21 protein-coding genes are annotated in these 24,371 nt (G+C 71.6%); 5 read left to right on the top strand and 16 right to left on the bottom strand.

Going from position 1 to position 24,371, the window contains the following annotated elements; genetic code table 11:
• Nucleotides 1-17: 17 nt before the first annotated feature.
• The 10 genes from D7X30_RS43425 to D7X30_RS16895 all read right to left on the bottom strand — a co-directional run bounded on the left by D7X30_RS43425 (nucleotide 18) and on the right by D7X30_RS16895 (nucleotide 11,283).
• The gene (locus tag D7X30_RS43425; protein WP_255424203.1) at nucleotides 18-152 is read right to left on the bottom strand and encodes a hypothetical protein; all 135 of its coding nucleotides are present in this window, start codon (nucleotides 150-152) and stop codon (nucleotides 18-20) included.
• Entirely contained in the window at nucleotides 152-1,021 is an 870-nt protein-coding gene (locus tag D7X30_RS16935; RefSeq protein WP_120563966.1) for a tetratricopeptide repeat protein, read from the bottom strand. Before D7X30_RS16935 ends, D7X30_RS43425 begins: the two co-directional genes overlap by 1 nt.
• A 76-nt stretch (nucleotides 1,022-1,097) precedes the next feature.
• A complete protein-coding gene (locus D7X30_RS16930; protein WP_120563965.1) occupies nucleotides 1,098-2,354 on the bottom strand; it encodes a protein-glutamate O-methyltransferase CheR in 1,257 nt (418 codons plus the stop codon).
• 11 nt (nucleotides 2,355-2,365) lie between these two features.
• Nucleotides 2,366-3,424, bottom strand: coding sequence for a chemotaxis-specific protein-glutamate methyltransferase CheB (cheB, locus tag D7X30_RS16925; RefSeq protein ID WP_120563964.1), 1,059 nt, complete (start codon nucleotides 3,422-3,424; stop codon nucleotides 2,366-2,368).
• Nucleotides 3,425-3,505: 81 nt separating this feature from the next.
• On the bottom strand, nucleotides 3,506-6,043 hold the full coding sequence (locus D7X30_RS16920; RefSeq protein ID WP_120563963.1) for a response regulator: 2,538 nt from the start codon (nucleotides 6,041-6,043) through the stop codon (nucleotides 3,506-3,508).
• The gene (locus D7X30_RS16915; protein WP_120563962.1) at nucleotides 6,040-7,851 is read right to left on the bottom strand and encodes a methyl-accepting chemotaxis protein; all 1,812 of its coding nucleotides are present in this window, start codon (nucleotides 7,849-7,851) and stop codon (nucleotides 6,040-6,042) included. Before D7X30_RS16915 ends, D7X30_RS16920 begins: the two co-directional genes overlap by 4 nt.
• A gap of 1 nt (nucleotide 7,852) precedes the next feature.
• Nucleotides 7,853-9,706 carry a methyl-accepting chemotaxis protein gene (locus D7X30_RS16910; RefSeq protein ID WP_120563961.1) on the bottom strand — a complete coding sequence of 618 codons (1,854 nt, stop codon included), beginning with the start codon at nucleotides 9,704-9,706 and terminating at the stop codon, nucleotides 7,853-7,855.
• A complete protein-coding gene (locus D7X30_RS16905) occupies nucleotides 9,703-10,071 on the bottom strand; it encodes a protein CrdC (protein WP_120563960.1) in 369 nt (122 codons plus the stop codon). Before D7X30_RS16905 ends, D7X30_RS16910 begins: the two co-directional genes overlap by 4 nt.
• 4 nt (nucleotides 10,072-10,075) lie before the next feature.
• Nucleotides 10,076-10,510: a chemotaxis protein CheW gene (locus tag D7X30_RS16900; RefSeq protein ID WP_014395176.1), complete on the bottom strand. Its 435-nt coding sequence runs from the start codon at nucleotides 10,508-10,510 to the stop codon at nucleotides 10,076-10,078.
• Between the two features lie 23 nt (nucleotides 10,511-10,533).
• A complete protein-coding gene (locus D7X30_RS16895; RefSeq protein ID WP_120564182.1) occupies nucleotides 10,534-11,283 on the bottom strand; it encodes an OmpA family protein in 750 nt (249 codons plus the stop codon).
• Between the two features lie 177 nt (nucleotides 11,284-11,460).
• Here D7X30_RS16895 and D7X30_RS16890 point away from each other — a divergent pair, with 177 nt between their 5' ends.
• The 4 genes from D7X30_RS16890 (at nucleotide 11,461) to D7X30_RS16880 (ending at nucleotide 15,690) form a co-directional block, all read left to right on the top strand.
• A complete protein-coding gene (locus tag D7X30_RS16890) occupies nucleotides 11,461-12,921 on the top strand; it encodes a sigma-54 dependent transcriptional regulator (RefSeq protein ID WP_120563959.1) in 1,461 nt (486 codons plus the stop codon).
• 183 nt (nucleotides 12,922-13,104) lie between these two features.
• A complete protein-coding gene (locus tag D7X30_RS42320; protein ID WP_199724362.1) occupies nucleotides 13,105-13,677 on the top strand; it encodes a hypothetical protein in 573 nt (190 codons plus the stop codon).
• Entirely contained in the window at nucleotides 13,664-14,047 is a 384-nt protein-coding gene (locus tag D7X30_RS42315; RefSeq protein WP_199724360.1) for a GIY-YIG nuclease family protein, read from the top strand. The genes D7X30_RS42320 and D7X30_RS42315 overlap by 14 nt, the downstream gene beginning before the upstream one ends.
• Nucleotides 14,048-14,172: 125 nt before the next feature.
• On the top strand, nucleotides 14,173-15,690 hold the full coding sequence (locus D7X30_RS16880) for an Hsp70 family protein (RefSeq protein ID WP_120563958.1): 1,518 nt from the start codon (nucleotides 14,173-14,175) through the stop codon (nucleotides 15,688-15,690).
• A 6-nt stretch (nucleotides 15,691-15,696) separates the two neighbouring features.
• On the opposite strand, the gene D7X30_RS16875 is transcribed toward D7X30_RS16880, so the two are convergent.
• Entirely contained in the window at nucleotides 15,697-18,426 is a 2,730-nt protein-coding gene (locus tag D7X30_RS16875; protein WP_120563957.1) for a response regulator, read from the bottom strand.
• A 117-nt stretch (nucleotides 18,427-18,543) separates the two neighbouring features.
• A complete protein-coding gene (locus D7X30_RS16870) occupies nucleotides 18,544-19,023 on the bottom strand; it encodes a hypothetical protein (protein WP_120563956.1) in 480 nt (159 codons plus the stop codon).
• A gap of 201 nt (nucleotides 19,024-19,224) precedes the next feature.
• Between D7X30_RS16870 and D7X30_RS16865 the strand changes: the two genes are divergently transcribed.
• Complete coding sequence (locus D7X30_RS16865) at nucleotides 19,225-19,623, top strand: two-component system response regulator (protein WP_233591612.1); 399 nt, start codon at nucleotides 19,225-19,227, stop codon at nucleotides 19,621-19,623.
• Between the two features lie 10 nt (nucleotides 19,624-19,633).
• Here the strand turns inward: D7X30_RS16865 and D7X30_RS16860 are convergent, their stop codons facing one another.
• From D7X30_RS16860 to D7X30_RS16845, 4 genes are all read right to left on the bottom strand, one after another.
• On the bottom strand, nucleotides 19,634-20,308 hold the full coding sequence (locus D7X30_RS16860) for an SOS response-associated peptidase (RefSeq protein WP_120563955.1): 675 nt from the start codon (nucleotides 20,306-20,308) through the stop codon (nucleotides 19,634-19,636).
• Nucleotides 20,309-20,364: 56 nt separating this feature from the next.
• Nucleotides 20,365-21,804 carry a dGTP triphosphohydrolase gene (gene dgt / locus D7X30_RS16855; RefSeq protein ID WP_120563954.1) on the bottom strand — a complete coding sequence of 480 codons (1,440 nt, stop codon included), beginning with the start codon at nucleotides 21,802-21,804 and terminating at the stop codon, nucleotides 20,365-20,367.
• 132 nt (nucleotides 21,805-21,936) lie between these two features.
• On the bottom strand, nucleotides 21,937-22,608 hold the full coding sequence (locus tag D7X30_RS16850; RefSeq protein WP_120563953.1) for a DUF2378 family protein: 672 nt from the start codon (nucleotides 22,606-22,608) through the stop codon (nucleotides 21,937-21,939).
• Between the two features lie 101 nt (nucleotides 22,609-22,709).
• Entirely contained in the window at nucleotides 22,710-24,128 is a 1,419-nt protein-coding gene (locus tag D7X30_RS16845; protein WP_233591610.1) for a sensor histidine kinase, read from the bottom strand.
• Nucleotides 24,129-24,371 lie beyond the last annotated feature (243 nt).

Here is a 24,371-nt window from a genome sequence, read left to right as displayed (position 1 = left end):
CCAGACGGGTTGTGGCGTCAACCACAGGGGGCGACTTCGCCCCCATTGTCCCCGGTGAAGAGCAGCACGAGCTTCTTCGGCGCGGCCCCCGCCATCAGCGGCAGGAGCAACAGGAGCGCCAGGGCGGCGAGCCGGGGGGCGCGGGGGCTCATCACTTCTTCGCCTTCTTCGGCGCGGGAGCGGGCGCGGGCTTCTTCTCCAGGTCCGCCAGCTTCGTCTTCGCCGTCTTGGCCGCGTCCGACTTGGGGTAGCCCTTCACCAGCTCCTCCAGCGCCAGCTTCGACTCCTCCTTCATCTTCAGCTTCAGGAAGCAGTCGGAGGAGCGCAGGTACGCGTCCGGCGCGGACGGCGTCTTCGCGAAGTCCTGCACCACCTTGCCGTACTCGAAGAGGGCCTCGCGGCACTTGGACTCGGTGAAGTACGTCTCGCCCAGGCCGAAGTGGGCCTCGCCCACGAGCGCGTCCTTGGGCCACTTCTTCACGAACTCGTTGTAGAGCTGGCGCGCGATCAGCGCGTCGCCGGCCTTCGCCTTGTCCTGCGCGAGCGCGAGGAAGTCCTTCTTGTCCGCGGGGCGCTGGAGCTCCTCGGCCTTCTTCTTGGCCTCGGCCTCCTTCACCGCCTCCGTGCCCTGGAGCGCCAGCAGCCGCTGGTTGGTCTCCTCCGTGCTCTTGCCGAGCGCGGCCTCCAGCTCACCAATCTTGTAGAGGTACGTCTCCACCTGGCCGCGCAGCTGCGCCAGGTCCTCCACCGTCTTCTGGAACTGCACGCCGATGTCCGCGTCCTTGCGGCGCGCGGCGGTGTCCAGGCTCTGCAGGGCCTGCGTCACCTGGGCGATCTTCTCGTCGAGCTTCGGCTGGGTGACGGCGAGCTGGTCGCGCGCCTCCTTCAGCTCCGCGGCCAGTTTGGCGTTGTCCGCGCCCAGCCGGTCCACCTTGGCTTCCAGGGCACGGCCGCGGTCGGCGGGGTAGAAACAACCGGGAACGGCGGCGGTCAACAGGGCGAAGAGCACGAGCCTGCGCATGGGCCGAGCATCCTAGGTCCAAAGTGCCCCGCGCGCCGCTTCTGTTTCCTCCTGCGCCCGGCTGCCCCCCTGCCCTTCAGCGCGCCCCTTCCGCCTCCAGCCGCTCCACCGCCCGGGCGCAGGCCACCCGGAGCCGGGGCAGGTTGAGGAAGAAGGGCACCGGCCGCGCCCGCCCGGACTCCACGGCTCGCAGGGCCCGGCGGTAGGCCTCCAGGGCCGCGCCGGGCTGGGCGCACTGCTCCAGCAGGAGCCCCAGCAGGTAGCGGGCGGCGACGTGGTCCGGATCCAGGTCCAGGCACCGGCGCAGGTCGCGCTCGGACTTCTCGTCCGGGACGCCCGTGGAGGCCCCGTCCAGCACGCACGAGAAGAGCCAGTCCGCCTGCGCCATCGAGGCCTCGTCCGGGGGCGCGGGCGCGTCCGGCTTCGGCGCCGGCGCGTCCGGCTTCGGCGCGGCGGGCCCGGTGGCTCCGGTGACGCTCGGGAACCGGCCGGAGTCCCGCTTCGGCCGGGCAGGCTCCACGGGCGCCGCGTCCTCGCGCACGTAGAAGAACGCGTGCTCACTGGGCAACAGCCGCAGCTCCGGGGGCACCTGGAGCAGGGGCTCCGCGGCGGACAGCACCAACACTCCGCCGGGCGCGAGCCGCTCGCCCAGGCTCCGCACCGTGCGCTGGAAGGCTTCCGGGGTGAAGTAGATGAGGACGTTGCGGCAGAAGATGATGTCGAACCCGCCGCCCCCGGGAGCCTCCGGATACGGGGCCTCCATCAGGTTGTGGCGCCGGAACTCCGCCTGCGCGCGCAGCGACGCCACCAGCGAGTGGCGCCGGCCCTTCGACTCGAAGTAGCGCGAGCGCGCGGCTTCCGGCACGCGCCGGAGCGCATCCGCCAGGAAGCTCAATTCGCGCGCCCGGGCGAGCACCTGTTCGGAGATGTCCGTGCCCAGCACGCGGCTTGCGGGATCCGCGCCCTCCTGCGCCATCAGGAGGAGCAGCGTGGCGACCTCCTCGCCCGCCGCGCAGCCCGCGCTCCACACGCGCAGCGGTGTCCTGGAGCGCTGCACGCGGGGCGACAGCACGTGCTCGCGGAAGGCGGACAGCTGCACCTCGTCCCGGAACACCTCCGACGTGTGCACCGCCACCGCGTCCACCAGCCGCGCCAGGTCCGCCGCGCCCGCCGGCGTGCGCAGGTGCGCCACCAGCCGCGCCGCGTTCTGCCCGTGCCCCAGCGCGTCCAGCCGCGCGTCCAGCCGCCGCTGCTGGGCCCCGCTCAGCGCCATGCCCGTGTGGGCCTGAAGCCAGGCGTGGACGGGAGTCCAGCGCTCGGAAGAGGACGTCATGGCGCGCGAGGTCAGCGGCTTGCTGCCAGCGACTCTCCGCGCGCCAGACGCGCCAGGGTGGCGGCGACGTCATCGCCGTGGATGAGGTGGTCCACCGCCTTGCGCTCCACCGCCGCGCCCGGCATGCCGAACACCACGCAGGACTCCTCGTTCTGCGCCAGCGCCAGCCCACCGCCCTGCTTGATGGCCAAGAGCCCGTCCGCCCCGTCCGCGCCCATGCCGGTGAGCACCACGCCCACCGCGCGCCGGGCGTAGACCTTGGCCACGCTCTCCAGCAGCACGGTGCCGCTGGGCATGTGCCCGTCGCGCTCCACACCGGGCTTGAGCGCCACGCGGCCTCGCACGGGCACCACCATGTGCTGATCCGGCGGCGCCACCAGCACCAGCCCCGGCTGAAGCGTGTCCCCGTCCACCGCCAGCCGGACCTTGAGCTTGCTCGCGTTGGCGAGCCAGCTGGCCAGCGACTCCGAGAAGGCGGCGTTGATGTGCTGGACGATGACGATGGGCGCCGGGAAGTCCGCCGGCAGCTCCGACAGCATCCGGTAGAGCACCTGCGGGCCGCCCGTGCTGGCGGCCACCGCGACGATGCCCATGGAGGCCGCGGGCAGCGCCGGGACGGGCGTGTGCGGCATGCCCGGCGCGCCGCGCTTCTGGCCGCGCACGTGGCGGATGACGCGCACGGAGGAGATGAGCTTCACCTCCTTGGTGAGGTTCCACGCCTCCGGCCCCGCGTCGATGGAGGGCTTGATTTGAAGCGCCAGCGCGCCCAATTCCAGCGCGCGGTACGTCAGCGCGGGGGCCTGCGAGCGCGGATCGCCCGTCAGCACCAGGATGGGCGTGGGGCACTCGGCCATGATGTGCTCCACGGCCGCGAGCCCATCCATGACGGGCATGTCCACGTCCATGGTGATGACGTGGGGGCGCAGCTCCTTCGTGAGGGCAACGGCCTCCTGGCCGTTCGCGGCGGTGCCGACGACCTGGATGTCCGGGTCGTCGCTCAACGCCGCGCTGATGAGCTGACGGCAGATGACCGAGTCATCCACCACCAGCACCGTCACTTTCTTGCCCATGTCCGTTCAATACCCCGTACGCGCCGCGGGAGTATAGCAATGCGAAGGGTCCCGGGCGTCTCTCCCAGGTCTTCGGGGACTTCAGGCCAGGAGCCGCCCCACGACGTCGACCAGGTCCTGGCGGACGAGGTCGCCCTTGGTGATGTAGCCGTCCGCCCCGGCCGCCAACCCACGCGCCCGGTCTGCCTCCCCCCCCCGGGTGGTGAGGATGACGACGGGCAGCCCGCGCCGGGCCGGGTCCGACTTCAGGCGCCGGGTGAGCTCCACGCCGTCCATCTCCGGCATCTCCAGGTCGGTGACGACCAGCTCCACCGGGGGCCCATCCTGCACCAGCTGCTCCAGCGCCGAGGGGCCGTCCGCCGCCCGGAGGGTGTCGTACCCCACCGCCTCCAGCAGGTTGGCCACCAGCTCCCGGGTGAGGGGCGAGTCGTCCACCACCAGGATGCGGCGGCGGCGGGGCGCGGGCGCGCGCACCGGGGGCCGGGCGAGCTTCAGGGGCGCGATGCCATGCACGCCCGCCGCCAGCGCGGCCGCGGACAGCACCATGGCCAGCCGCCCGTCCGCGAGCGACGTGGCCCCTGTGAGGTGCGTGTAGCGAGCGAGGATGCCCTTCAAGGGGAGGATGGCCTGGACGCGCTCCTCCAGCACCCGGTCCACCGCCAGTGCGGCCTCCATGCCCTGGCCCTTCACCACCAGGACCAGCTCGCCCTCCCGGGCGGGGCGCTCGGTGGCGAGCCCCAGGAGCGACGCCAGCGAGGCGAAGGGCAGCACGCGGCCCTCCATCCGGAGGGTGGGACGGCCGGCGACCTCTCCCACCTCCGAGGCGTCCACCTTGAGGGCGCGGGAGACGTGGACGGCGCTCAGGGCGAGCGTCTCGTCGAAGACCTGGACGAAGAGCAGGGGCGCCACGGTGAGGGACACCGGGACGCGCAGGGTGAAGATGGTGCCCCAGCCGGGCGCGGACTCCACGCCCACGTCGCCGCCCAGGGCCTGAAGGGACGTACGCACGGCATCCAGCCCCACGCCCCGACCCGACAGGTCGGTGACCACGTCTCGCGAGGTGAAGCCGGGCAGGAAGACGAGGTCGCGCGCGGCGGCGTCGGAGAGGGCGTTGGCGGCGGGCTCGTCCAGCACGCCCCGGCGCACGGCCACCCGGCGGAGGAGCGCTGGGTCCATGCCCGCGCCGTCGTCCTCCACGCGCAGGATGATGCGGCTGCCCTCGCGGGCGGCGCGCAGGGTGAGGCAGCCCCGGGGGTGCTTGGCGGAGGCGACGCGGTCCACGCGCGTCTCCAGGCCGTGGTCCAGCGCGTTGCGGACCAGGTGCATGAGCGGTTCGCGCAGGGCCTCCACGACGGAGCGGTCCGCGCGGGTGTCCTCGCCGTCCACGACGAGCTCCACCTCCTTGCCCAGCTCCCGCGCCAGGTCGCGGACCATGCGGGGATAGGGTTCGACGAGGACGGAGAGGGGCAGCATGCGCAGGCCCTGGATCTCCTCCGACACCTGATCCAGGTCGCGCAGCTCCGCGTTGGCGAGCAGCTTGGCCTCGCGGTGCAGGGTGGCGGCCAGCTCCTTGGCGCGGCCCAGGCGCTCCGCGAGCGCGATGCCCGCGGGGCCCAGGTCCTCCGCGGTGCGGGCCAGCTCGCTCAATTCACGCACGAGCTCCAGGCGGCGCGCGGTGGCCAGCTCCCGGCGGCGGGCCACCTGGCCCAGGTTGGTGACCGCGCTGGTGAGCATGTCCAGGCTGGCCACGCCGATGCGCACGGCCGTGTCCATGCGGACGTCGCCGGTGCGCACCGTGGCGGTTCCGTGCTTCGGCGCGGCGGGCGGGCGCGAGCGGGCGGTGTCGACCATCCGCGTGCTGGGCGACACGGCCGGATTCGCGGGGTGCGTGTTCGAGGACGTGCCCGGCGCGGGGCCGACAAGGTGAGGGCTCCCCGGGCCAGCCGTCACCGGAGCCACGAGGTGCGAATGCCCCGAGGCAGCCGTCTCCCCGTGCGTTCCCGCCGGACTCCCGGCCGTCTCCGTCCGGAGGGCCGTGGCGAGGAACTGCGATGCGGCGGCTCCCGGGGCCGCGCCTCCCGCCGGCGCGTCCGGGCGTGACGCGGGCGTTCCCCAGTGCGCGGGGACCACCACGGCCCCGGACGGCTCCCGGCGCTCCGCCACGATGAGGCGCGACGTGCCCTCCCCCTTCGAAGCCCGGCCGCCCTCCTCCAGACGGGCGACTCCCACCGGACGCGCGGACTCCACGATGACCCGCTGCTGCAGCGTCGCCACCAGCGTCTCCACCGCCAGCAGCGGCTCTCCCGCCTGGAGCGCACCCGACAGCGCGAGCACCGTGTCCGCCGTGGCGAGCAGCGCGTCGGTGGACTCCGACGACAGCCGGTAGCGCTGCGGCTCCGCGCACCGGACCAGTTCCTCCATCTCGTGCGCGAGCGTGTTGATTTCGCTGAAGCCCATCATCCGGGCCTCGCCCTTGAGCCCGTGCAGCTCGCGCAGCACCCGCTGCCCGGCCTCCAGGTTGCCCCCGGACTCCAGCTCCATCAGGGAGCGGTTGATGCGCTCCAGACGGACCGTGACCAGGTCGCGGAACTGCTTGAGGAGCCGCTCGCTGGGGTTCACCCGCCGCCCCCCTTGCGCAGGGTCGCCTGGTGGATCTGGAAGCGCTCCACCACGCCGCGCAGGTCCTGCGCCAGCCCCAACAGGTCCCCGTTCGCCGCGCCCACCTGCTTCGTCGCGTTGAGGCTCTGCTGGGTGATGCGCAGGATGTCCGCCATCGTTTCCGCGAGCTGATCCGTGCCCGCCTGCTGCTGCTGCGTGGACCGGGAGATGATCCGCACCGAGTCCGACGTCCGCCCCGCCAGGTCGACAATCTGCCGAAGCGACTCGGACACCTGCTCCGCCAGGGCCGTCCCCGTCTCCACCGCGCGCACGCCGCCGCCCGTCACCGTCACCGCGGCGGCGGAGGCCTCGCGCACCTCCTCGATGAGCCCTTCAATCTCCTTCGTGGACTCCAGCACGTTCTCCGCCAGCCGGCGCATCTCCGCCGCCACCAGCGAGAAGCCCCGCCCCACCTCGCCCGCCTTGGTGCCCTCCAGCTCCGCGTTGAGCGCCAGCAGGTCCGACTTGTCAGCGACGCCGTTGATGAACTCGACGATCTTGCCAATCTGCTGCACGCGCTTGTCCAGCCGCCCCACCGCCGAGCCGATGGCCTGGTTGTCCTGGCGCATGCGCGACATGGCCCCCAGGAAGGACTCCGCGCTGCGCTGCCCGCCCTGGGCCGCCGCCAGCGTGCGCTGGGCGATCTCCGCCACCGAGCTCGCGTTCTCGGCGATCTGCTTCGCCGAGCGCGCCAGCTCCTCCGTGGTGGCGCTCGTCTCGTCCAGGCTGCTGGCCTGCTCCGCGGCGCCGGCCTCATAGCGCCCGGAGGTGCTGAGGATCTCCTCCGTGGTGGCCGAAATCTGCGAGCCCGCGCGCTGAAGCTCCGCGAGCACGTCCGCCAGGTGCGTGCGCATCGTGGTGAAGGCCGCGGACACCGCCCACACCTCGTCCTCCGCGGGCACCAGCCGGGGGCTGGCCAGGTCACCCGCGGCGATGCGGCGCGCCTCGCCGGACAGCTCCCGCATGGGCCGCCCCAGCAGCGTTCCACCCAGGTACGCCGTGGCCAGCGCCAGGCCGAACACCACCGCGCACAGGAGCGCGCTGGACGTGAACTCGTCCACCAGCAGGCCCTGCGCGACCGGGCTGCCCCCGTCCGCCAGCCGGTCGAAGAGCCGGTCCGTCAGCGCCGTGACGACCTGCGCGCACATCACCGCGGGCGTCACCACGCAGATGGCGGTGAAGGCCACCAGCCGCGCGCGAATCCGCGAGCGCCGGGGCAGCGCGGCGATGACCTGCGCGTGCGTCAGCCCCTGCTCCGCCACCCACAGCACGCCGCGCCGCGCCCTCAACGTGACGAGCCCGTACACGAGCAGCGACGAGAGCGGGCCGAACAGCGCCCCCAGCCCCGCGACCCGCAGGGTGTCGTTCCACGGCAGCCCCATGGCCGACCAGAGCGCCGTCGCCACCACGCCCGTGGTCAGCGCCCACAACCCCAGCGAGCGGAAGAACGCCTCGCCCGGCGCGCGCGCCACCTCGCCCACCGCCTTCGCCAGGTGCTCCAGCGTGGGCGGCAGCGCTCCGCGCTCCAGGGCCCGCAGGAGAGGGAAGCGGCGCAGGGACACACCCACGCCCAGGAGCATGTGCAGCGCGCTCACGCCCACCACCAGGACGACGAGTCCCCCCAGCTCCTGGGACAGCTTGCCCCCCACCACGAGCGACGCGAAGTGCAGCCCCAGCGTGGAGCCCACCAGGTTCGCCAGCGGCACGGGGAACATCAGCTGCTGGCTGAAGGCGGCCCGCCGGGAGTCCGAGCGCGAGGAGCGGTCCATGTCACCCGCCTCCCGTCGCGCCGGGCGTGCCGGGAGCCCCGCCGGAGGCGCTGGTGGACTCGCCGCCGGGAGGCTCGACATGGAAGCGCTGCACCACGTGTTGCAGGTCCGCCGCCAGGGCGGACAGGTCCGCGTTGGCCGCCACCATCTGCTTGGTGGCCGCGGCGTTCTGCTCGGTGACGCGCAGGATGTCCCCCATGGCCGCCGCGAGCTGATCCGTGCCCGTCTGCTGCTGCAGCGTCGCCAGCGAGATGCTGCGCACCGCGTGCGACGTCTGCCGCGCCAGCTCCAGGATGAGGCTCAGGCTGTCGTCCACCTGCGCCGCCAGCAGCGTGCCCAGCTCCGTCGTCTTCAGGCCCGCCTCCGTGGCCATCACCGCGCCGTTCGTCGCGTCGCGGATCTCCCCGATGAGGCCCTCAATCTCCTTCGTGGAGCGGATGACGTTCTCCGCCAGCCGGCGCATCTCCGCCGCCACCAGCGAGAAGCCCCGCCCCACCTCGCCCGCCTTGGTGCCCTCCAGCTCCGCGTTGAGCGCCAGCAGGTCCGACTTGTCGGCGATCTCGTTGATGAACTCCACCACCTTGCCAATCTGCTGCACGCGCTTGTTGAGGCGCACCACCGCCTCCGCGATGGCCTCGTTGTCCTCCTTCATGCGCTGCATGGCGCCCAGGAAGGCGGTGGCGCCGCGCTGGCCGGACTGCGCCGCGCCGAAGGTCGTCTCCGCGATGGTGGACACGGACTCCGCGTTGTCGGCGATCTGCTGCGCGGACCGGGCCAGCTCCTCCGTGGTGGCGCTGGTGGCGTTGAGCGCCCCGGCCTGCTCGTCCGCGCCCACCTCCTGCTCCGTGCTGGTGGCCACCAGCTGCTCGGTGGTGGAGGAGATTTGAATGCCCGCCCGCTTGAGCTGCGACAGGGCCTGCACCAGCTGCACCTGCATCTGGGTGAAGGCCGCGGAGGTGGCCCACACCTCGTCCTCGGCGTGGATGACACGCGGGGGCCGCACCTCGCCGCGCGCGATGCGCGTCGCGTCCTCGGTGATGGCGCGCAGGGGCTCCGACAGCGCCGTGCCCGCGAGCGCCGCGGTGCCCAGGATGAGCAGCGTGACGAGCCCCGCGATGAGCCCCAGGGGCGGCCCGCCTCCCTCGCGCGCCCGCGCCATCACCTCCATGCGCGCGTCCGGCGTGGTGGCCTGCGTCCACGCGTCCACCACCGTCACCGTGCGCGTGAAGGCCACGTCCAGGATGAAGAGCGACGGGCTCAAGACGGCGATGGCGGTGAAGACCACCAGCCGGCGGCGGATGTGCATGCGCCGGGGCGGCAGCGCGGCCAGCACCTCCAGCGGCGCCGGCCCCAGCGACACCAGCCGGTCCAACGTGGCCCGCGCGCGGCGCACCACCATCAGGTAGGTGAGCATGGCGCTCAGGGGACCGATGGACAGCCCCAGCACCATCACCCGCACGCCCTCCGTCCACGGCACGTCCGCCAGGGTGGGGAAGGCCAGGGCCACCGTCAGCGTGCCGCCCAGCCAGCCCTGCATCACGAACCAGAAGCTGCGGCCGGGGATGGCCGCCACCTCCTGGACCGCCACCAGCAGGTGCTCCGACGTGGCGGGCAGCCGGCCCTCGCCCAGCGCGAAGAGCGTGCGCAGGGCCCGCGTGTCGCGCGCGTACCCCACGCTGATGAACAGCACGAGCGCGCACAACATCAGCCACGTCAGCGGCGTGCGCCCCGCCTCCGGCAGCGTGTGCGACAGGTGGATGTGGAGGAACGCGATGCCCACGCCCAGGCAGCTGCCGGGGATGCGGGGCCGCGTCGTCCAGCGGCCCAGGGAGCGAAGCTCCAGCGGCGCCATCATGCGCCCTCCCCGTCCAGCCCGCGCAGGTAGCGTTGGAAGGCGTCCAGGCTGAGCAGCGGCCAGAGCACCCCGCGGGTAATCACGAAACCGCGCAGGCTGCCGCCGGAGGACCCCGCCACCACCGGCGAGGGCGGCAGCACGGACAGCACCTCCGAGTCGATCTCCAGTCCGTCCACGCCCACCGTGCCTCCGGTGGCCGTCACCAGCACGCGCTGGGCGCCCCCGGCCCCCAGGAAGGCCCGGTGGGCGGACACGGTGCCCGCGTCCGGCGCGGCGATGGAGGCCACCTCGCCCGCCTCGAAGGCGATGCGGTGCGGCCCCACGTGGCACAGGAGCGTCCCCTCGACCCGGCCCGCGGGAAGCATGGGGCTAGCCGCCCTGGCTGAGGTGGTCGAAGAGGCCTTCCGGGTCGATGACGGCCACGTCGCGCGAGCCGCTCTTCACGGGGCCGCGCAGGTGGACGTGCACACCCGAGGGGCCCAGGGGCTCCAGCGGTCCCATCAGCGCGGACACACCGGCGACGCTGCTGGCGGTGAGGGCGAGGGTGCCTCGGGCCAGCCGCACCAGGACGGCGCGGCGGGACCCGGCGGAAACCCCGCCCACCAGCAGGCTCATGTCCACGACGGGGATGACTTCACCCCGGTGCGCGAACACACCCAGCAGGTGGGGCGGGGAACCCGGTACCCGCGTCAGCTCGGGGAAGGTAACGACCTCCGCCGCGGCTTCCGCGGGCACCGCGTACCAACTGCTTCCACACGCGAAGACAAGGTAGGACTGACGCGTTTCCGACTCTAGGGCGGCCATGCGCGCCAGAGCCTACCCCAGAACTAGCGCTGGAACTCCACGCGGCGGTTCTCCGACCAGCCTTCCTCGGTGGCCGCGCTGGACACCGGGCGGGTCTCACCATAGCCCACCGTGGACAGCCGGTTGGACGGCACGCCCAGGTCGACCAGGTAGCGCTTCACGGCCGCGGCGCGGCGGTTGGACAGCTGGAGGTTGTACTCCTCCGTGCCGCGCTCGTCCGCGTGGCCGCCCAGGGTGATCTTGCCCTGGCTGGCCTTGATGCAGGCCGCCAGCTCGCCCAGGCGCGACTGCGCGCTGGAGTCCAGGGTGGACTCGTTGAAGCCGAAGGGCACCGGCGAGTAGTCGCAGCGCGAGGAGGTGTCCGCCGCCACGCACTTGCCGGACTGGCACTCCTGGCCCTCACCGCAGTCGGTGTTGGCGGAGCAGGTGTCGCGGGGCGCCTGGCAGCGGCCGGCCTGGCACTTGCCACCGTTGCACGCGGAGTCGTCCTTGCACTGGGCCTCGGCGCACTTGCCGGCCTCGCAGATGCGGCCGGTGCCACAGGCCACGTCCGTGGTGCACTCAGGAGGCTTGGGCGCGCACTTGTTGGCCTGGCAGGTGAAGCCTTCGCGGCAGTTGGCGTCCGTCGCGCACTCCTGGCACTGGCCCTGGACGCAGACCTCGCCCTTCTCCTGGCACTGCTCGTCGTTGTTGCACTTGGGGTAGGTGGGCGGGCACCCGGTCAGCACGGCCACGGCGAGGGCCAACCCGGCCCAAAGCGAAATCCGACGCATCATTCCTCCGACAGCAACGACGGGAAAAAGAGAGGCCCACAGGGGGTGAGCCAAGGCTGTCGCGTGTAGTCGGACCCACCGGGGAGAGTCAAAAGATTTGTCTTTTCCCTGCCCCTCCGGGCAGCACGAGACCCTTGATGCCCCGATTATTTCCGTGAGAGTGTGAACGGTTTGCCCATGCCCGCTGCTGTCCTCATCGTTGACGACGAAAAGAACATCCTCCTCACCCTGAGCCAGTCGTTGCAGCTGGCCGGCTACCGCACGGAGCTGGCCAGCAGCGGGCAGGTGGCGCTGGACGTGGTGAGCGCGCGGCCTGTGGACGCGGTGTTGATGGACGTGAAGATGCCGGACATGGACGGCCTCACGGTGCTGGCCCGGCTCACGGAGCTCAAGCCGGACCTGCCCGTCATCATGATGTCCGGCCACGGCACCATCGACACGGCGGTGAAGGCGACGCAGCTGGGGGCGCGCGACTTCCTGGAGAAGCCGCTGGCGCGGGACAGGCTGCTGGTGGCGCTGCGCAACGCGCTCAAGCACCAGGCGGCGATGGAGGAGTTGCAGGAGCTGCGCGCGCAGCTGGGCCGCTTCGACATGGTGGGCGGCGGGCCCGCCATGCAGCGCATCTTCTCCCTCATCCAGCGCGCGGCGCCCAGCGAGGGGCGTGTGCTGATCACCGGGGAGAACGGCACCGGCAAGGAGCTCATCGCGCGGGCGCTGCACCAGAACTCCAGGCGCAAGGCCGGGCCGTTCGTGAAGCTCAACTGCGCCGCGGTGCCGCACGACCTCATCGAGAGCGAGCTGTTCGGCCATGAGAAGGGCGCCTTCACCGGCGCGGTGAGCGTGCGGCGCGGCAAGTTCGAGCTGGCGCATGAGGGCACCCTCTTCCTGGACGAGATTGGCGACATGCCGGCCGCCATGCAGTCGAAGCTGCTGCGCGTGCTCCAGGAGGGAGAATTGGAGCGCGTGGGCGGCACGGAGACGCTCAAGGTGGACGTGCGCGTCATCGCCGCGACGAACAAAAATCTAGAGAAGGAGATCGCCGCGGGGCGCTTCCGCGAGGACCTCTACTACCGGATCAACGTCGTGCAGATTCACTCGCCGCCGCTCCGTGAGCGCCGCGAGGACCTGCCGGACCTCATCGACACGTTCCTGCGCGAGGCGTGCGCGAAGAACGGGCGGCGGCCCCTGGCGCTGTCGCCGGACGCGCTCGCGGTGATGAGCGCGTATGACTACCCGGGCAACGTGCGCGAGCTGCGCAACCTGGTGGAGCGCCTGGCCATCCTCTGCGAGGGGCCGGTCGTCTCGCGCACGGACGCGCTGGAGCTCTTGCCCCGGGGCCGTCCCCTGCCCCCCATGCCCGAGCCCACCGTGGGCGGTGACGTGCCCGCCGCGCAGCCCGCTACGGTGGTGACGGCTCCCGCCGAGCCCGCTCCCTCGAACCCGGGAGGTTGGAAGCCTCGCGTGGATCAGACCTTCCGCGAGCAGGTGGAGGACGCGGAGCGGGAGATCATCCAGCGGGTGCTCGCCCACACGCATGACAACGTGACGGAGGCGGCGCGGATCCTCGACCTGGAGCGGGGTCACTTCTACAAGAAGATGAAGGCCCTGGGCCTGCGCCGCGGACAGTCCGAGTCCTAGCGAGCGTCCGGGCCGCGTTTGACGACCGTGGGACGCGTCTGGTCTATTCGTCCCACGGGTGCCGAGGGGTGCCCGCCGCCCGGAAAGACGACGTCACCCTCGCTTCACCCGCTGTCGCCAGACTCCCGATGAAGTCCTTCCACGGTCCCCCAACGGGTGAGGGCCAGCACCGGAGGATTCGTCATGGGAACCGGCAGCACCCTCCCCGTCACGCTTCATGAATACAAGGTCCGCGCGTCCCTGCTCCTCAAGGACCTGGACTCGTCCGACACCGCCCGCGCCACGCGCGCCGCGGAACGGATGCGCGCCCTGCCCTTCTTCGCGGCCCTGTCCCTGGGCGAGGTGCTCACCCGCCGGGACGCCGTACAGCACAAGCACGGGCTCGCCGTCGTCGCGCGGGAAGCCGGGCACACCACCTGGACGGAGCTGAAGCAGGCCCTGGAGGCCCGGCCGCACACGCTGGACACTCGCGCCTTCTTCCAGAAGGGCCAGAGCACGTTCCTCAACCGGTGGTTCTCCACCTACGAGGAGGCCGCTCGCTCATTGGAGTCGCAGGGCGGCTTCCTCTTCCCCTTCCGCGAGCAGTGCTTCATCTGCGAGGCCGACTTCCTCCAGGCGCTGGGCATCGACTCGCGCGACGCGGACTGGGAACGGATGGGCCGCGACTGGGTGCGCCCGCGCGACCCGGCCGCGAAGGAGCGGCTGGAGGCGAAGCTCGTCTCGCGGGGCTTCGGAGGTCACCATGACGTCCGGTGATGACTCGCGCGCGGCTCGCGCGGAACGCAAGCGCGCTTACAAGGAAGCGGAGGTGCCCATGGGCATCTACGCCATCCGCTGCCACGCCAACGGCAAGCTGTTCGTGGGCCACGCCCTCAACCTGACCGCGATGGTCAACCGCATCCGGTTCGAGTTCGCCCAGCGCATGCACCGCGTCCCCGAGCTCCAGGCGGACTGGGAGCGCCATGGCGAAGCGGCCTTCTCCTTCGAGGTGCTGGACAAGCTGCCACCCCGCGAGGAGCCCGGCGGCCCTCTGCCCATCGAGGAGCTGAAGGTGCTGGAGGAGATGTGGCTGGAGCGCCTGAAGCCCTACGGCGACGCCGGCTACAACACGCCGCCCAGGTCCTGACACGGTGGGTTCAACCGACCTCCGCGCCCAGGCGAATGGTGGCGGCCGGGAGCACCCCTGAGCACATCCTGTCCGCCGTGCCGGGTGCCCCGGCGCGGCGGGACGTGCGAGGATGGCGGCCCCACATGAGCACGAGCGCCGCCCCCATCCTCGGCATTGACTTCGGGACCACCAACACCGCGGCGGCCTTCTTCGACAAGGCGAACAAGCTGCGCGTGGTGCCCATCGCGGACAAGAGCCTCACCCTGCCCTCCATCGCGTGGTTCCACGCGGGCGACAAGGCCATCGTCGGCCCCGCGGCGCGGCGGCAGATCATCGACGACCCGCGCCACACCATCTTCGGCGCCAAGCGCTTCCTGGGCCGCCGCTTCCAGTCCGAATACGTGGCGCGCCACCGCAACCGCTTCGCCTTCGAGCTGGTGGAGGGCCCGGACGGCTACACCGCCGTGGAGGTGTACGGGAAGGTGACGCCGCTCATCGACGTGGCGCACTTCATCCTCAAGCACCTCAACACGCTGGCCACGCACGCGGCCGGAGCCCCGTTCAAGGAGTGCGTGCTCACCGTGCCCGCGCACGCCACCATCCGCCAGCGCGAGGCCATCCGCCACGCCGCGGAGAAGGCGGGCCTGCGCGTGCGCGCCATCGTCAACGAGCCCACCGCCGCGGCGCTCTACTACGCCAACCTGCGCAACCCCGAGCAGACGGTGATGGTGTTCGACCTGGGCGGCGGCACCTTCGACGTCACGCTCATGTCCGTGCAGAACCGCGTGGTGAAGGTGCTGGCCACCGGCGGCGACGCGTTCCTGGGCGGCGCCAACTTCGACGAAGCCATCGTGGAAGCGCTGGTGGACGACTTCCAGAAGGAGCACGGCATCGACCTGCGCGGGAACAAGGTCGTGATGCAGCGGCTCGTCTTCGCCGCCGAGTCCGCGAAGATGGCGCTCTCCAGCGGCGCGTCCGTCCCCATCCGCATCCCCTGCATCACGCAGAAGGACGGCGCCTTCGTGGACTTCAACGTCACGCTCACCCGCGAGCGGATGGAGGCCATGGTGTTCCAGCTCATCGAGCGCACCGCCGCCGCGTGCGACGACGTGCTGGAGAAGGCGGGCATGAAGCCGGACGCCATCGACGAGCTGGTGATGGTGGGCGGCCAGACGCGCATGCCCGCCATCCGCAAGCGCCTGGCCCACTTCAAGAAGCTGTCGTCGGACAAGGAAGTGCACCCGGAGCTGGGCGTGGCCGTGGGCGCGGCCATCCTGGGGCGCAACCTGGCGCGCGGCATCAGCGGCCTGTCGGACGTGGTGCCCATGCCCATTGGCGCCATGGTGCCCGGCGGCGGCCAGCACGAGGTGCTCCCCGCCAACACGCCCGTGCCCGGCACGCGCTCCGTGGACCTGGAGCTGCCGCCCTGGCCCGGCCCCGTGCCGGTGGCCCTCTTCGAGGCCCTGGACCGCACCACCGTGGAGCGCGAGCTCCTGGGCACCGTGCGCATCGAGCCGGACTGGCGCGTGGCCCACCCGGGCCCCACCACGCTGGAATTGCGCATGGGGCCGGACTTCGCCCTCACCGCGAGCCTCGTCGCGAAGGACGGACAGCGTCAGCCGCTCACCATCAGCGACCCGAACGCGCCCCAGCGGGCCTGAAGCTCTTCAGCCCGCGGCCCGGGACACCACGGTGCCCTTGAGCTGCTCCAGGAGCTGGCGGCTCTCCTCCAGCGCCTCCTGGCAGTGGGCGACGAGCGGCTCCATCCCGTCCATCACCCGGGCGTCCGCGCGCTGCTCGATGTCCCAGCACAGCGACTCCAGCATGGCCGCGCCGAAGTAGGCCGCGTTGGACTTGAGCGTGTGCGCGGCGCGCGCCAGGTTCTCCAGTTCGCCGCGCGCGAGCGCCCCCCGTGCGTCCTCCATCAGCCGGGGCATGCTCTCCAGCGCGGTGTCCACGAGCTCCGGGAGCATCCGCTCCACCTGGCCGTCCAGGGACTGCCACAGGCGATCCAACGCGCCCGACTCCAGGCCCCGGATGCGCGGGACGCCCATGCGCGGGCCCTCCGGAGCGCGGGCGGCGAGGGCGGCTCCGGGCTCGCGCTGCAGGCGCTCCCAGGCACGGCGCAGCGCGGAGATGAGCTCCTCCACGCGGATGGGCTTGCTGAGGAAGTCGTCCATGCCCGCGTCCAGGCACTCGCGGCGGTCCGCCGTCATCGCGTTGGCCGTCATGGCGATGATCCACGGCTGCTCGCTGACGGGCATGTCCTGGCGCAGCTGGCGCGTCGTCGCCAGGCCGTCCAGCTCCGGCATCTGCACGTCCATCAGCACGACGTCGTAGCGCTTGCGCGACAGGAGGTTCAGCCCCTCGCGGCCGTTGTTCGCGGTGTCCGCCGGGTAGCCCAGCCGGTCCAGCACCAGCAGCGCCAGCTTCTGGTTGGTGGGGTTGTCCTCCACCAGCAGGATGCGCAGCGGCATCTGCTCGCCGGGGCGCGTGTTGAACACGGAGCGCTCGCGCGTGGCGGGCGCGGGCGTGACGGGGATGGGCCGGGCGGAGATGAGGTCCTGTGCCAGGCACGTCATCAGCGCGTCATGCAGCTGCGACGCCTTCACCGGCCGGGGCAGCACCGCCGTGAAGAGGCCGGGCGGCTGCGCGTCGCGCTGATCAAACGAGGTGAGCAGCAAGAGGGGCAGCTCGCGCGCGTCGCGCTGCTGGCGGATGTGCGCCGCCAGCGTGGGGCCGTCCATCAGCGGCATGCGGTGGTCCAGGATGGCCAGGTCGAAGCGGGCCCCGGACTCCAGCTTGGACAGCGCCTCCGCGCCGGAGCCCACCTCCACGATGGCCATGCCCCACGCGGCCAGCTGGCGGCCCAGCAGCTTGCGGTTGATGGCGTTGTCGTCCACCACCAGCACGCGCCGGCCGTGCAGCTTCAGCGCGTCCGGACGCAGGGCCTCCGCGCCGCGCGCGGCCTCGCGCGCCTGGAAGGTGAAGTGGAACGTGGCGCCCTTGCCCGGGACACCCTCGCTCTCCATCCACAGCCGGCCGCCCATCGCCTCCACCAGCCGCTTGCTGATGGCCAGCCCCAGCCCCGTGCCGCCGTAGCGGCGCGACACGGATTCATCCAGCTGGTTGAAGGGCTGGAAGAGGCCCGCGCGCGCGGCCTCGGTGATGCCCAGGCCGGTGTCCTGCACCGAGAAGTGCAGTTCGAAGAGGCCGCCCGGCGCGAGCGGCTGGCGCGGCGTGTCCACGGAGATGGACACCCCGCCGCGCTCGGTGAACTTCACCGCGTTGCCCACCAGGTTGAGCAGCACCTGCCGTAGGCGCGCGCCGTCGCCCACCACGCTGACGGGCGTCTCGTCCGTGACGTGGTAGCCCAGGTCCAGGGACTTCTCGCTCGCGCGCATGGCGAGCAGATCCAGCGCGGACTCCACGCACTGGCGCAGGTTGAAGGGCTGCTGCTCCAGTTCGACCCGGCCGGCTTCGATCTTGGAGAAGTCCAGCATGTCGTTGAGCAGCCCCAACAGCGCGTCCCCGCTCTGGCGGATGGTGGACGCGAAGTCGCGCTGCTCGGGCGTGAGCGCCGTGTCCATGAGCAGCCCCGCCATGCCGATGATGGCGTTCATCGGCGTGCGGATTTCATGGCTCACGGTGGCCAGGAACAGGCTCTTGGCCTGGTTGGCGTCCTCGGCGGACTGGCGCGCCCGCTGGAGGTCGGTGACGTCGTGGTAGATGGCGATGAAGCCCATGGACTGGCCCGCCACCGTCACCGGCATGGCGCGCAGCTCCACGTCCACCACCGTGCCGTCCTTGCGCGCGCGCTTGGTGACGACGTGCACACGGTCCTTGCGCAGCACCTCGCGCGACGTCTCCTCGGCCTCCGGACGGATGTCTTCCAGGTTGGCCACGAGCTTGAGGATGTTGCGCCCCATCGCCTCCTGCGGCGAGTACCCGAAGAGCCGCTCCGCGGCGGGGTTCCAGGACAGCACCTCGAAGGCGCGGCTGATGGTGACGATGGCCACCGGGCTGTGGCGCACCACCGCCTCGAAGAACTCCTTCTGCTGCCGGAGGATGGACTCGGCCGCCTGAGCCGCATCCAGGCCCCGGAGCAGCAGCAGCCAGCCGCCGTCCTGGGGCAGCGCCTGCACCCGCACGGAGCGCACCGGGCCCACGGAGAGCTCCGTCTCCAGGGGTGCGTCGTCCGGGGAAGAGACCTGGGGGGGCGTCCAACCCGGCAGCACGCCCTCCACGGACTGCCCCACCCACAGGTCGCGAGGGCCCAGCAGTGCCTCCGCAGCACGGTTCACGGCCACGACCCGCAGGGTCGGGTCCAGGACGAGCACGCCGTCTCGCGTGTGCTCGAACAAGGCCGGATACGTGCTGGGTGGCAGTTCGGGCAAACTTCCCCCTCCGTTCAAGAACTGTAGGTCAGTCGAGGCGCCAGTTCCATGTCATCCACGGAAAACCGTGGAGGTGGGCAGGCGCAGGCCTTTTCCCGGCGCTCCCGGGACGGCGATTCAGGGGGTTGGAGTGCCTGCCTGGCCATGCAGGGGGGCGGGATGTTTCGTTCTGTTTCCATGCAGCGGCGTGAGGTCTCCCAGGGTGCTGGCGAGGACGCCCCGGGCGATGCGTGAGCGTGCCTGGCGGCCGGGGGCCCAGGGGATCCATGCCACGGACGAGGCCAGGGAGGACATGCCAGATGCAGGGTCCTCCAATGTCACGCCCCGCGTGCGCACCTCACGCGCGGCGAGCGTGGGGCAGCCGGCGTGCCCCAGGTCGCGGTCGAGCGCGGCGGAGGCCTCTCCCTGGGAGGGGGCCGCGAAGGGCTCCAAGAGCCGCGCGTGGAAGGCGGTCTCCGTCAGGGCGATGCACCGGTTCGCCTCCGTCGCGCAGCCGCGGCCCTTCCGGGCCACGTCCGGGGGCGCGGCGAGCCCCGTCAGGGAAGCCACGGTGATGCGCCGGCGCCTGCCCGGCATCACCCTGTCGGAGGACGTCATGGCGCGAATCCTAGGGGGCTTTTTCCGGAGCACCCAGGAAGTGACCTGGGCCGCCGCGCCACTGTTTCGGGGCAGACGGCCAGCCAGCCCCCTGCCCCGCTGGCCGTGGCTGGAACCGCCAGCCCGGAATGAACGGTAGGCCCTGGGCAGTGCGGCGTTCGGGCGACCTAGCTTTACTCTGACATCACGGAAGAGAGAGCCGTGCCCGACGCGACGACCCCGCCCTTGATCCTCCTCATCGATGACGAGCCGGAGCTGGAAGTGATGGCCCGGTACCTCGAATTCGAAGGCTATTCCGTGCTGACGGCGTCCAATGGCGAGGAGGGACTGCTGGCGCTGGCCTCCTGCCGCAAGCCCTGCATCGTCCTGCTGGATTTGATGATGCCGGTGATGGACGGCCACGGCTTCCTGCGGCGGTTGCACGACGACGCGACGCTGTGCGGGCTGCCCGTCTTCGTGCTCACCGCCAGCTTCCAGACGGAGCGGATGGCCGGCGTCGTCGGGACCCTCCAGAAGCCCCTGCACATGGAGCTCTTCAAGGAGGCCGTGGCGCCCTACTACCCGCCTCCGGAGAAGAAGGAGGGCACCTCGGCGGGATAGAGGGCGAGGCTCAGGCCGCGACGCGGGCCACGCACTCCGGGCCGTCGTTGGCGGGCGAGTTCACCCCGCGCGCCACCTCGTAGACGTCCAGCGGCGCCTCCGTCGCGGGGACGAGCAGCGGCAGCAGGACGGACGCCTCCTGGGGCTCCGGGCGAAGCCACACGGCCTGGCCTTCCGGCGACAGGATGACGGGCATCCGGTCGTGGATGGGCGCCATCAGCGCGTTGGGGCCCGTGGTGATGATGGTGCAGGTGCGCAGCACCTCGCCCGTGTCCGGCGCCGTCCACTCCTCCCAGAGCCCCGCCAGGGCCAGCGGCTTCCCGTCGCGGTGGTGGAAGAAGTACGGCGTCTTGGGCTTCGTGGTCTGCTTCCACTCGTACCAGCCGTCCACCACCACCAGGCACCGCCTGCGCTTCAACGCCGAGCGGAAGCTGGGCTTCTCCGCCACCGTCTCACCGCGCGCGTTGATCAGCTTGTTGCCAATGGACGCTTCCTTCGCCCAGGACGGGATGAGCCCCCAGCGGAACACGTCCAACAGCCGCGCGCCGTCGTTGGGCACCACGGGCAACAGCTGCGTGGGACAGAGGTTGAAACGCTCGCGCTCCAGCGTCGCGCGCGCGCCCGCGAGCTCCAGCTCGGCGACGAGCTGCGCGGGAGAGGTCCGGACGGTGACTCGGCCACACATGGGGTTGAAGCGTAGCGCCCGGCGGCCGGCGCCGCACGTTCCCGGCGCCCGAGGGCCTACGTGGGCAGCTGGATGCCAGACAGGCGCTGGTACAGCTCCACCGCGCGGCTGTCCGACAGGCCGGTGATGTAGTCCGTCACGCACAGCAGCCGCTGGTACGGCGTGAGCCGCTGGATGGCCTCGTCCCTCCGCAGTGGCCGCTGCGCCGCTTCATCCGCCGCCGCGAACTCCGGACGCTGGAAGCACTCCATGGGCAACAGCTGCCGCAGCTTCTTCTCCTCCGCGTTGGGGGCCTCCGCCAGCACCGACAGGGCGAACATGTCCAGCAGGCCGCCAAGCGTCTTGAAGCCGGCGCTCTCAATCTGGAGCACGCGCTCACTCCAGTAACCGTGCTCGCGGGTGAAGTCGGTGATCTCCTCCAGCCGCGCGCGCACGTCGGGCTTGAGCGCGGTGAGCGACGTCTCCATCCGCCCCGCCTCCAGGTCGTGCGCGTGCTCCACGAAGGCCTCCACGCACTCCGGGATGAGCTTCCCGATGGCCCTCGCCCGCGCCTGCGCCATCCGCGTCTCCAGGTGCCGGGGCGGCTTGCGGGCCGTGGGCTCCGGCAGCACCGACTCCAGCAACTGACACGCGCGCTCCATGGGCACGAGCCCCAGCTTCGCGGAGTCCTCCAGGTCGATGACCGCGTAGCAGATGTCGTCCGCCGCCTCGACGAGGAAGGCCAGCGGGTGGCGGCTGAACACGCCAGGCTCGCGCTCGCGCAGGCCCGTGGCGCGGTACGCCTCCAGCGCCAGGTCGACGTCTTCCTGGAAGTAACCGAACTTCTTCTCCGACACGACGCCCTTCGTCTTCTGCCGCGAGCCCGGCAGCACCGACGGACGCGGGTACTTGCTCATGGCCCCCAGCGTCGCGGCGGTGTAGCGCAGCCCGCCCCGGCGCTCGCGCGACTGGAGCCGGTTGAGGATGCGGAAGCCCTGCGCGTTGCCCTCGAAGTCGCGCAGGTCGCACCACTCGGCCTCCGTCGCGAACGGGCTCTTCTTCCCCTCCCCCGGCGGCGAAAGCCGCTGCCCCACCCAGTGCTGGATGGCGGCCTCTCCGGAGTGGCCGAACGGCGGGTTACCGATGTCGTGCGCCAGGCACGCCGCCGCCACGATGGTGCCCAGGTGCGAGGGATCCAACTCCACGCCCTGCGCCTTCAACTCCAGCCCGGCCTGGTGGCCCAGCGAGCGGCCCACGCAGGACGCCTCGATGCTGTGCGTGAGGCGCGTGCGCGTGTAGTCGCTCGTCGACAGCGGGAACACCTGCGTCTTGTCGTGCAGGCAGCGGAACTCGCTGGAGAAGACGATGCGGTCGTAGTCCCGCGAGTAGTCATTGCGCTCGTCGAGCTGCCGGTGCGAGTCCTCCGCCTGCGCGGAGCGCGGCCCCGACCCGATGCGGGTGTCCGACAGGAGCCGCCGCCAGCGCTCCGTCCGTTCCTGACTGTCATTGCGGCTCACGCGGAGAAGACCTCCCGATACGAGGAGAGCCCCGCCATCGTGCCCCCCCGCACCGGAGGCGCAAGTTCCCGCGCCATCCAGAGCGCGACGCCCCGGGGGACCGGGCCCCAACTCCCGGTCCCCCTCCGCGCCCTACTGGAACACCCGCCAGCGGGACGGCTTGGGGGGTTCCGCGGGCAGCACGACAGGCACCTCCCAGGTGATGTGGTACTCGGTGTCCAGCAGGCCCAGCTTGCGCCCCTGGACCCGAAGGTTCCGAGCCCCCACCATGGTGAGCACCTCGCGCAGCACCCCCTCGTGATACGCCGGCGGCATGAAGTCGCGCCGCATGATGAACAGCGCGTCCCCCTCTCCCTTCCAGTCGACGGTGCGCTCCCCGTAGCTCACCGCCATCTGGTAGCCGGACGGCAGGTTCGTCACGAGCTTGCGCGGGTCGCCCGCGGCGAGGAGCAGGAACGTGCGCCCCACCGCGGACTCCAGGAAGCTGCGCGTGGCCTGCATCCCCATCTGCCGCAGCGCTTCGTCGAACCCGCCACACCGGGGTGACAGCTGCCGCGCCGCCACCTGCGCCAGCTTGAGGAAGGTGGCCACCGGGTAGTTGAAGAAGCCCACGAACCGGCGCTCGTCGGTGACCGCCCGGCAGGCGGCCACCGCCTCCTCCCCCGCGCCGGTGCGCACCGTCTCCAGCACCCCCAGGAAGAACATCCCCCGGGCGGTGTCCAGCTCCGTCGCCGCCATGCGCCGCACTGCCCAGTCCGCATCCACCGCACCCGCCTCCGGGTACGGCTTCGCCTGTGCCTGCATGCCTGCCTCCGTTATCGCGTGAGCCCACGCCCCACGTGCGAATCGCCAACGTGCCGCTGCTCTCTCTTCAGGGATGCGCCGCGGCAGCCGGCGCGCACGCCTCAGGGAAGAGACGCCTCAGGGAAGAGGACGGTGAAGCGAGAACCGTGGCCGAAGTCGCTCTCCGCCTGGATGCGCGCGCCATGTCCCTGCACCAGCCGCTTCACGATGGCGAGCCCCAGCCCGGTGCCGCGCAGCTTGGTGGTGAACATGGGCTCGAAGATGCGCTCCAGGAGCGACGCGGGGATGCCCGGCCCGTCGTCCGTCACGCGCAGGCTCCAGCCGCCATCCCCCAACGCATCGGCGTGCACGCAGACCGTCCCGGAGCGCTCCGCCGGAATGGCCTCCACCGCGTTCTGGATGAGGTTGACCAGCACCTGGCGGAACTGCTCGCGGTCCAGGTGCGGCACCGGCAGCCCGTCCGGCACCTGGTTGTTCACGCGCACGCCCTCGCGGCACGGCACCACGCTGATGGCTTCCTCCACCAGCGGCTTGAGCGGACAGGGCGTGCGGCGCGGGGGCCGGCCCTTCGCGTAGTCCAGCAGGTCGGAGATGATGACCGAGCACGCCTGCAACTCCCGGTCGATGATGTCCAGGAAGCGGGTGATGCGTGGATCCGCGGGGAGTGCCTCCGCCTTGCGCATCCGGCGCTGGACGAACGCATGCGCGGTGCGCGCGGCCGCCAGCGGGTTGCGCAGCTCGTGGCTGACGCTGGCGGTCAGCTGCCCCAGCGACGCCAACCGCTCCATCTGCTCCACGTGGCCGCGGACGGCGTGCATCTCGCGCACGGCGGCATCCAGCTGCCCCGCTCGCAGCGCCAGCTCCTCCTCGATGGTGGCCTCCGCCAGGGCCTGGCGCCCGGCCCGCTCTCCCAGCTCGCGCAGCGCGTCCCGGCAGGCGACGACCAGCACCACGTCGATGGCGGCCACCCAGAAGGCATGCTCCAGGAAGCGCCACCACTCCGGGTGCAGCTGGCCATAGACGGACTCCGGCCACAGCGCGCCCCGCATGCAGTGGTCCACGACGATGGCCAGGCTGGCGGTGAGCAGCACCTTCGGGTCGCGGTAGAACGACAGCACCGCCAGCGAGCCGAAGATGTGGAAGTGCGTTTCGATGCGGCCCCCCGTCAGGTGGATGAGCAGCGCGGACCAGAGCATCTGGCTTATCGCCACCACGTGGCGCGTCGCCGTCTCCCCCGCGTGCAGCCGCGTGAGCATCACCGGGAACACGCTCAGCGCCGCGCCCAGCAGCACCGCCGTCTGCACGTGCAGGTGCAGCGCGCGCACCTTGCCCTCCCACCCATAGGGAGACACGAACACCGCCACCAGCACCGCCGCCGCCCACTGCCCCAACATCAACCAGGTGAACAGGCCATCCACCCGCTTGCGCGACTCACGCAACTGCAGCGCCAGAAGCGCCGCCGCCCGGCCCTCCAGGCCAGAAGAGACATGCACCGGAGCATGAATGGAAAAGGCTGACATGAACGAAGTCATCTCTTCACCCGACCGGACTGGTGGCGAAAGCGACTAATCCTGCAAAATAGGAACTACACGGAACTCTTCAGACCAACCATGCTGCCTGGGGGCAACCGGAGTGCCCGTGCCTGAACACTGCCGGCACCCATGCCGGCGGTGCGGGGACAGCGCCGGGGTGGCGCCATCCCGTGCATTCACAGCCAACAATGACAAGCAGGCCATTCCCGCGTCCACCGAACACGCGGAGCG

Source organism: Corallococcus sp. AB011P, from assembly GCF_003611605.1.
GTDB lineage: Bacteria > Myxococcota > Myxococcia > Myxococcales > Myxococcaceae > Corallococcus > Corallococcus coralloides.
This window is presented reverse-complemented; position numbering and strand designations above follow the sequence as displayed.

Excerpts from the sequence above, each read along its gene's own strand:
- D7X30_RS43425 (WP_255424203.1), bottom strand. The coding sequence starts at position 152 with ATGAGCCCCCGCGCCCCCCGGCTCGCCGCCCTGGCGCTCCTGTTGCTC.
- D7X30_RS16905 (WP_120563960.1), bottom strand. The coding sequence starts at position 10,071 with ATGCTTCCCGCGGGCCGGGTCGAGGGGACGCTCCTGTGCCACGTGGGG.
- D7X30_RS16880 (WP_120563958.1), top strand. The coding sequence starts at position 14,173 with ATGAGCACGAGCGCCGCCCCCATCCTCGGCATTGACTTCGGGACCACC.
- D7X30_RS16900 (WP_014395176.1), bottom strand. The coding sequence starts at position 10,510 with ATGGCCGCCCTAGAGTCGGAAACGCGTCAGTCCTACCTTGTCTTCGCG.
- D7X30_RS16890 (WP_120563959.1), top strand. The coding sequence starts at position 11,461 with ATGCCCGCTGCTGTCCTCATCGTTGACGACGAAAAGAACATCCTCCTC.
- D7X30_RS16935 (WP_120563966.1), bottom strand. The coding sequence starts at position 1,021 with ATGCGCAGGCTCGTGCTCTTCGCCCTGTTGACCGCCGCCGTTCCCGGT.
- D7X30_RS16850 (WP_120563953.1), bottom strand. The coding sequence starts at position 22,608 with ATGCAGGCACAGGCGAAGCCGTACCCGGAGGCGGGTGCGGTGGATGCG.
- D7X30_RS16895 (WP_120564182.1), bottom strand. The coding sequence starts at position 11,283 with ATGCGTCGGATTTCGCTTTGGGCCGGGTTGGCCCTCGCCGTGGCCGTG.
- D7X30_RS16910 (WP_120563961.1), bottom strand. The coding sequence starts at position 9,706 with ATGATGGCGCCGCTGGAGCTTCGCTCCCTGGGCCGCTGGACGACGCGG.
- D7X30_RS16870 (WP_120563956.1), bottom strand. The coding sequence starts at position 19,023 with ATGACGTCCTCCGACAGGGTGATGCCGGGCAGGCGCCGGCGCATCACC.
- D7X30_RS42315 (WP_199724360.1), top strand. The coding sequence starts at position 13,664 with ATGACGTCCGGTGATGACTCGCGCGCGGCTCGCGCGGAACGCAAGCGC.
- D7X30_RS42320 (WP_199724362.1), top strand. The coding sequence starts at position 13,105 with ATGGGAACCGGCAGCACCCTCCCCGTCACGCTTCATGAATACAAGGTC.
- D7X30_RS16915 (WP_120563962.1), bottom strand. The coding sequence starts at position 7,851 with ATGGACCGCTCCTCGCGCTCGGACTCCCGGCGGGCCGCCTTCAGCCAG.
- D7X30_RS16845 (WP_233591610.1), bottom strand. The coding sequence starts at position 24,128 with ATGTCAGCCTTTTCCATTCATGCTCCGGTGCATGTCTCTTCTGGCCTG.
- cheB (WP_120563964.1), bottom strand. The coding sequence starts at position 3,424 with ATGGGCAAGAAAGTGACGGTGCTGGTGGTGGATGACTCGGTCATCTGC.
- D7X30_RS16860 (WP_120563955.1), bottom strand. The coding sequence starts at position 20,308 with ATGTGTGGCCGAGTCACCGTCCGGACCTCTCCCGCGCAGCTCGTCGCC.
- D7X30_RS16930 (WP_120563965.1), bottom strand. The coding sequence starts at position 2,354 with ATGACGTCCTCTTCCGAGCGCTGGACTCCCGTCCACGCCTGGCTTCAG.